Origin of the sequence: Streptomyces sp. NRRL B-24572 (assembly GCF_002156145.1) — a bacterium.
GTDB classification, from domain to species: domain Bacteria; phylum Actinomycetota; class Actinomycetes; order Streptomycetales; family Streptomycetaceae; genus Streptomyces; species Streptomyces vietnamensis.
Map to the genome: position 1 here is coordinate 1 of NZ_MWIG01000199.1, position 6,287 is coordinate 6,287.

The 6,287-nt window shown below is 73.7% G+C and carries 7 protein-coding genes; 4 read left to right on the plus strand and 3 right to left on the minus strand.

All coding sequences use genetic code 11. From position 1 onward, the window contains the following. A partial coding sequence (locus tag CCN56_RS43150; protein ID WP_179199823.1) for a hypothetical protein occupies nucleotides 1-717 on the plus strand: 717 nt, incomplete at its 5' end. Here the strand turns inward: CCN56_RS43150 and CCN56_RS12725 are convergent. Then, the gene (locus tag CCN56_RS12725; protein ID WP_086826534.1) at nucleotides 714-1,226 is read right to left on the minus strand and encodes a GbsR/MarR family transcriptional regulator; all 513 of its coding nucleotides are present in this window, start codon (nucleotides 1,224-1,226) and stop codon (nucleotides 714-716) included. The genes CCN56_RS43150 and CCN56_RS12725 overlap by 4 nt on opposite strands. A 62-nt stretch (nucleotides 1,227-1,288) precedes the next feature. On the opposite strand from CCN56_RS12725, the gene CCN56_RS12730 reads away from it, so the two are divergent. Both CCN56_RS12730 and CCN56_RS12735 read left to right on the plus strand, forming a co-directional pair. Next, complete coding sequence (locus CCN56_RS12730; RefSeq protein ID WP_086826536.1) at nucleotides 1,289-2,203, plus strand: ABC transporter ATP-binding protein; 915 nt, start codon at nucleotides 1,289-1,291, stop codon at nucleotides 2,201-2,203. After that, the gene (locus CCN56_RS12735; RefSeq protein ID WP_086826538.1) at nucleotides 2,200-3,768 is read left to right on the plus strand and encodes an ABC transporter permease; all 1,569 of its coding nucleotides are present in this window, start codon (nucleotides 2,200-2,202) and stop codon (nucleotides 3,766-3,768) included. The genes CCN56_RS12730 and CCN56_RS12735 overlap by 4 nt, the downstream gene beginning before the upstream one ends. A gap of 14 nt (nucleotides 3,769-3,782) precedes the next feature. Here CCN56_RS12735 and CCN56_RS12740 read toward each other — a convergent pair whose 3' ends face one another. Further along, nucleotides 3,783-4,229 carry a MarR family winged helix-turn-helix transcriptional regulator gene (locus tag CCN56_RS12740; RefSeq protein WP_086826540.1) on the minus strand — a complete coding sequence of 149 codons (447 nt, stop codon included), beginning with the start codon at nucleotides 4,227-4,229 and terminating at the stop codon, nucleotides 3,783-3,785. Between the two features lie 130 nt (nucleotides 4,230-4,359). Between CCN56_RS12740 and CCN56_RS12745 the strand changes: the two genes are divergently transcribed. Beyond that, a complete protein-coding gene (locus tag CCN56_RS12745) occupies nucleotides 4,360-5,211 on the plus strand; it encodes an alpha/beta fold hydrolase (RefSeq protein WP_086826542.1) in 852 nt (283 codons plus the stop codon). 14 nt (nucleotides 5,212-5,225) lie between these two features. Here CCN56_RS12745 and CCN56_RS12750 read toward each other — a convergent pair. After that, on the minus strand, nucleotides 5,226-6,287 hold a 1,062-nt coding region (locus tag CCN56_RS12750), incomplete at its 5' end, for a cytochrome P450 (RefSeq protein ID WP_256961939.1).

A 6,287-nucleotide genomic window follows, 5' to 3' on the forward strand; every position in this document is an offset into this window, starting at 1 on the left:
GCGGAGCGCCTTGCCCTGGGGCCTGGCCTGCCGCTGAGCGTGCGCGGCGAGTACGGCGTAGGTCGGCAGGTCGAGCCGTTCGGGCCGGGGGCCCAGGGCAAGGCGCTCCGCCCCGAGGCGGACGTGAGCGAGGTGCCGTGGTGGCGGGTGCGGGGGCTGCGGCGGGCCGCCGGGGTGCCTCCGGTGCTGGTCGCGTTCGGGTTCTGCGCGGCTGTGGGTGCGGTCGCGCTGACCGGGCCCACGGGGGCGGACGCCCTGAAGCTGGGTGCCGTGGGCGTCCTGGTCCTGGGCGCCCTCGTGTACTCCTGCTACCGGCTGCTGACCGTCGGCCTGCCCGCCGCGCGGATGCTGGCCCGGGCCGCGGTCTCCTACCCGCCCCACCTCCGCCGGTACGTCCTGCTCTTCCACCCCGAGGGCGGCGCGCCCGTCCTCGTGCTGTTCCCGGCGCTCGGCGGCCTGCACGCCCGGCCCGAGGCCGTGCTCGAACTGGTTCGGCCCGGTCCGCGGAAGGATCCGCGCCGCGGGCTTCCGGCCCTGCCCGTCGGCGTCGTCCGCCTGCACGGCTGGCAGGACTTCGCCTGGTACGGCCGGATGCCGTTCGTCGTGCCCTGGATCGGCGGGCGCCCCCTGTGGCCGGCGGGAACGCTCTGGGCGGACGACGGGCGGCCGGAGTTCGCCACGCTCCTGGAGCGGCTCGCCCCGCCGCTGGAGGGCTAGGGGGTGCCCTGCGCGTCCTTGTGGGCGCGCCAGCGGTCCATGATCCCGTTCATCTCGCCGTGCAGGAAGGCGAAGAACTCGGCCGTCTCCGCGATGCGGCGGCCCGCCGTGCTGTCCGTCCCGAGGGTCGCGGCGCCCTCGTCGAGGACCTTCTCCCAGCGGGTCAGGGTCTGGTCGCGGCGGGTGAAGGTCTCGTACCAGAGCTCGTTGTGGAGGACGTACCGCTCGCGGCGCGTGCCGGGGTCGCGCTCGCGGCCGACCATGCCGACCCGGGCGAGGTAGCCGATCGCGCCGGAGACGGCGGCCGGGCTGATCCGGAGCTGTTCGGCGAGTTCGGCCGAGGTCATGGAGGCCGTCTCGGAGGCGAGGAGCGCCGCGAAGACCCGGCTCGCCATGCGCTGCATGCCGGCGGCGGTCATCTCGGCGGCGAAACGTTCCACGAAGCGGGAGACCTCCTCGTCGCCGGTCCCGTCGGCCCCGTCGGTCTTCGTCATCTCGCTCTCACCCATCCTCCGATTTTACGTGGTTCCTTAACTTCACAAATTTGTGAAACTACCGTACGTTCTGAAGCATGACGAAGGCAATCAGCGTCGTCGGACTCCACAAGTCCTTCGGGCGCACCCACGCGCTCGACGGCCTCGACCTCACCGTCGAGACCGGCGAGGTCCACGGCTTCCTCGGCCCCAACGGCGCCGGGAAGTCCACCACCATCCGGGTCCTCCTGGGCCTCCTCCGCGCCGACTCCGGCGCCGCACAGCTCCTCGGCCGCGACCCCTGGGCCGACGCCGTCGAACTGCACCGCCGCATCGCGTACGTCCCCGGCGACGTGACCCTCTGGCGCAACCTGTCCGGTGGCGAGGTCATCGACCTGTACGGACGGCTGCGCGGGGGCGCCGGGCTCGACCGGGCCCGGCGCGCCGAGCTGATCGAGCGCTTCGAGCTCGACCCCACCAAGAAGGGCCGCACCTACTCCAAGGGCAACCGGCAGAAGGTCGCCCTGGTCGCCGCCTTCGCCGCCGACGTCGACCTGCTCGTCCTCGACGAGCCGACCAGCGGCCTCGACCCGCTGATGGAGGAGGTCTTCCAGGACTGCGTGCGGGAGGCCAGCCGGCAGGGGCGGACGGTGCTCCTGTCCTCGCACATCCTCAGCGAGGTCGAGGCGCTCTGCGACCGGATCAGCATCGTCCGCAAGGGCCGCACCGTCGAGTCGGGTTCGCTCGCGGAGCTGCGGCACCTGACCCGCACCAGCGTCACCGCCGAACTCGCCGGACCGCCCAACGGCCTCGCCCAGCTGCCCGGCGTCCACGGCTTCGACGCGCAGGGCGGCCGCGTGAAGTTCCAGGTCGACACCGACAAGCTCGACGCCGTCCTCCGCTCCCTGACCGCCTCGGGCGTACGGAGCCTGACCTCCACCCCGCCCACCCTGGAGGAGCTCTTCCTCCGGCACTACACGGACGAGCGCTCCACGGACGAGGTGGCGTCATGAACCTCGCCGGCACCGGCGTCCTCACGCGGCTCGCGCTGCGCCGCGACCGGGTGATGCTCCCCGTCTGGGCGCTCGTCACCGGCGGCCTGGTCGCGAGCGGCGCCGACTCCCTGGAGGGTCTTTACGGCACGGCCGCCGAGCGGGCCGAGCTCGCCGCCTCCATGACCGCCAACAGCTCGATGCGCGCCATGTACGGGCCGGTCTTCGGCGACTCCCTCGGCGGGCTCGTCGCCTGGCGCTTCGGCACCTTCGGCGCGGTCCTCGCCGCCGTCGCGAGCCTGATCGTGGTGGTCCGGCACACCCGCGAGGAGGAGGAGACGGGCCGTCAGGAGATGCTGTCCGCAGGGGCGGTGGGGCGCAGGGCCCCGCTGACGGCGGCACTCCTCGCCGCGCTCACCCTCAACACGGCCGTCGCCCTCGTCGTCACCGGCGGCCTCGCCGGCCAGGGTGCGGCCGGGGCGCTCGCCCTCGGTCTGGCGATCGGCGGCACCGGCATGGTCTTCGCGACGGCGGCCGCGCTCGCCGCCCAGCTCACGGAGAGCGCGCGGCTCGCGAAGGGCCTGACGGCCGCCGTCCTGGGCCTGGCGTTCGTCCTGCGGGCGGCGGGGGACGCCGGTACGGCCGACGGTTCGTCCGTCCTCACGTGGCTCTCGCCGGTCGGCTGGGCCGAACACGTCCGCGCCTTCGCCGGCGAGCGCTGGTGGGTGCTGCTCCTGCTCCTCGCGGCCGTCCTGGTGCAGACGGCGGCGGCGTACGCGCTGACCGCCCGCCGCGACGTCGGAGCGAGCTTCCTGGCGACCCGGCCGGGACCGGCGGAGGGGCGGCTCGCGTCGGCCGGGGCGCTCGCGTGGCGGCTCCAGCGCGGCACGCTCCTCGGCTGGTCGCTCGGCTTCCTGCTCGGCGGGCTCGTCTTCGGCGGGATGGTCGAGGGCGCGGCCGACATCGTCGGCGACAACGAACGGGCCCGGGAGATCTTCGAGCGGATGGGCGGCCAGAGCGCCCTGACCGACGCCTTCCTCGCCACGATGGTGTCCCTCTTCGGGATGCTCGCGGCGCTGTACGCAGTCGGTTCCGTGCTGCGGCCGGGCACCGAGGAAACCTCGGGCCGGGCCGAACCGCTCCTCGCGAGCTCGCTCGGCCGGCTCCGCTGGGCCGCCGGGCACCTGGTGATCGCCTTCGCCGGCTCCGCCCTGATCCTGACCCTCGCCGGACTCGGCCTGGCCCTCTCGTACGGGCACGACCTCGGCCCGGTCCTGGGCGCCGCGCTCGCCCAGCTCCCCGCCGTGTGGACGCTCGCCGGGCTCGCGGTGCTGCTCTGGGGCGCGGCCCCGAAGGCCGCGACCGCCGCGTGGGGCGTGGCCGGGCTCTGCCTGGCCCTCGGCTGGATCGGCCCGGCGCTCGGCCTGCCGCAGGCCGTCCTGAACCTCTCCCCCTTCGGTCACCTGCCGAAGCTGCCGGGCGGCCAGGAGATGACCTGGACCCCGCTCCTGGCCCTGACGGCCCTGGCGGCGGCCCTGACGGCGGCGGGGCTCGCGGGGCTGCGGCGGCGGGACGTGCTGACCTGAGGCCCCTGTGCGCCTCAGGCCCGCGACGCGGGCATGAGCGTGCGCGCCAGCACCTCCAGCGCCTCCGTGACCTCCCGGAGGCGCTGCGGGTCGTCGGACCCCAGCGCGGCGGCGAGCGCACCTTCGATCCGGGTGGCCCGCACCTCCGCCACCCGCTCGGACGCCTCCGCGGCGGGGCGCACGAGCACCCGGCGCCGGTCGGCGGGGTCCGGCACGGCCACCACCGAGCCGGCCTCCTTCAACCTGGCCACGGCCGTGGACACCTGGCTCTGCGGCAGCCCGGTCCGTGCGGCGATCTCGCCGACGGCGCTGTCGGGGTGGGCGGCGATGTCACCGGCGACGATCAGCACCAGCCGGGCGCTGCCGGCGTACCGGCCCTCGCCGCCGGGGGGCTCGGGCAGCGCGTCCTCGCCGATCTTCATCAGGACGCGGCCCAGGAGGAACAGTTCGGCTCCATTCACCCCGTCAACATACATCGAACTCGATTCATCCAATCTGATTCATCGGGATTGATGTATCGAGTTGGATGGAATAACGTCGATGAGGAGGACGAGGGGGCGCGACGCCCTCCGCACACGAAGGGGGAGACTCATGACCACGACGACCACGACGACCACGACCGAGGGCACGCTCGACGTTCCGGGGGCGGTCCTGCACTACCAGGTCCGGGGCGCCGGTCCGACACTGCTGATCTCGCAGAGCGGCGAGGGCGACGCCGACCGCAGCACCGACCTCGTCGCCCGGCTGACCGACTCCTACCGCGTGATCACCTACGACCGTCGCGGCCTCTCCCGCAGCCGGCTCGACGCCCCGGAGCGGGGAGCGACGCTGGTCGAGCACGCCGACGACGTCCAGCGCCTCCTCGTCACCCTCACCGACGGGCCCGCCCTCATGCTCGGCTGCAGCATGGGAGCCGTCATCGGGCTGCACGCGGCCGTGCGCCACCCTGGGCTGATCCGCACGCTCGTGGCCCACGAGCCCGTCGCCCCGCGCCTCCTGCCCGCCGAGGAGCGCACGCGCCACGAGCAGGAGCTCACCGCCCTCCAGGACCTGTACCGCCGGGAAGGCCTCTCCGTCGTCCTGCCGGAGATCGCCCGGACCCTGGGCATAGACCCCACCGGCACCGACGCCGAGCCCGGCCTGACGCCCCAGCCGATGAACGCCCTGCGCGTCGCCAACTTCGACCACTTCATCCGCCACGACTTCACGGCGATCGTCCACGACACGCTGGACCCCGCCGCGCTGGCGCACACCGGCACGCGCATCGTCCCCGCCGTCGGCCGCACCACCCCGCGCACCGTCTTCGACCGCCGGTGCGCGGCCTCGCTGGCCGAGCTCGTCGGCGAGGAGCCGGCGGAGTTCCCCGGCGGACACAACGGCAACACCAGCCACCCGGAGGCGTACGCGACCCGCCTCCGCCAGGTCCTGGCGGAGGCATGCTGAGCCGAAGGGCCGGGTCACAGCTCCACGAGCAGCTCCTCGAAGCCCCGGATGACGTACCCCGGCTTCCACACCGGTTCGGCGGCGAGCCTCAGACCCGGCGCCTGCCGCAGCAGCTCGCCGAAGACGGCGGTCAGTTCGAGGCGGGCGAGCGGGGCCCCGAGGCAGTAGTGGATGCCGGCGCCGAAGGTGATGTGCGGGTTGTCGGCCCGTTCGAGGTCGAGGACGTCGGCGGTGGGGCCGAAGCGGGCGGGGTCGCGGTTGGCGGAGCCGAAGAGGAGGGCGACCTCGGAGCCGCGCGGGATGGTGACGCCGCCGAGCTCGATGTCGTCGAGGACCCAGCGCTCGAACATCTGGAGCGGGGTGTCGTAGCGCAGCAGCTCCTCCACAGCTGTGGACAACTTTTCGGGATCCGGCCGGACGTCCTGCTCGAGCAGCGTCCACCAGCCGTTGACCGTGGTGTTGACGGTGGCCTCGTGGCCCGCGTTGAGGAGCAGGACGCAGGTGGAGATCATCTCCTGTTCCGTCAGCTCCTCCACCGCGATCAGGGACGAGATCAGGTCCTCCCCCGGGCTCTTCCGCCGCCGCGCGATCAACTCCCGCAGATAGTCCGAGAACTCGACCGAGGCCTCGACCGCCCGCCGGGCCGTCTCCTCCGAGGGGTTCAGCTCGAACATCCCGCAGATCGCCGCCGACCAGGGCCGCAGCCGCCCCCGTTCCTCGTCCTCCGCCGGAACGCCGAGCATCTCGGCGATCACCGCGACCGGCAGCGGCTCGGCGACCCGCGCGAGCAGATCGCCGCCGCCGTCGGCGACCAGTCCCCCGACCAGGTCCGCGGCCAGCCTCCGTACCGTCGGCGCCAGGTTCTCCACCGTCCTCGGTGTGAACGCCTTCGAGACGAGCCGCCGGATCCGGGTGTGGTCGGGCGCCTCCAGATCGAGCAGCCCGTGGTCGTTGAGCGTGTGGAAGGGCTCGTGCGGATGGCGTTCACAGCGAGGACGGTGGAGAACCTCGCGCCGACGGTACGGACGCTGGCCGCGGACCTGGTCGGGGGACTGGAGGCCGACGGCGTCGGCGAT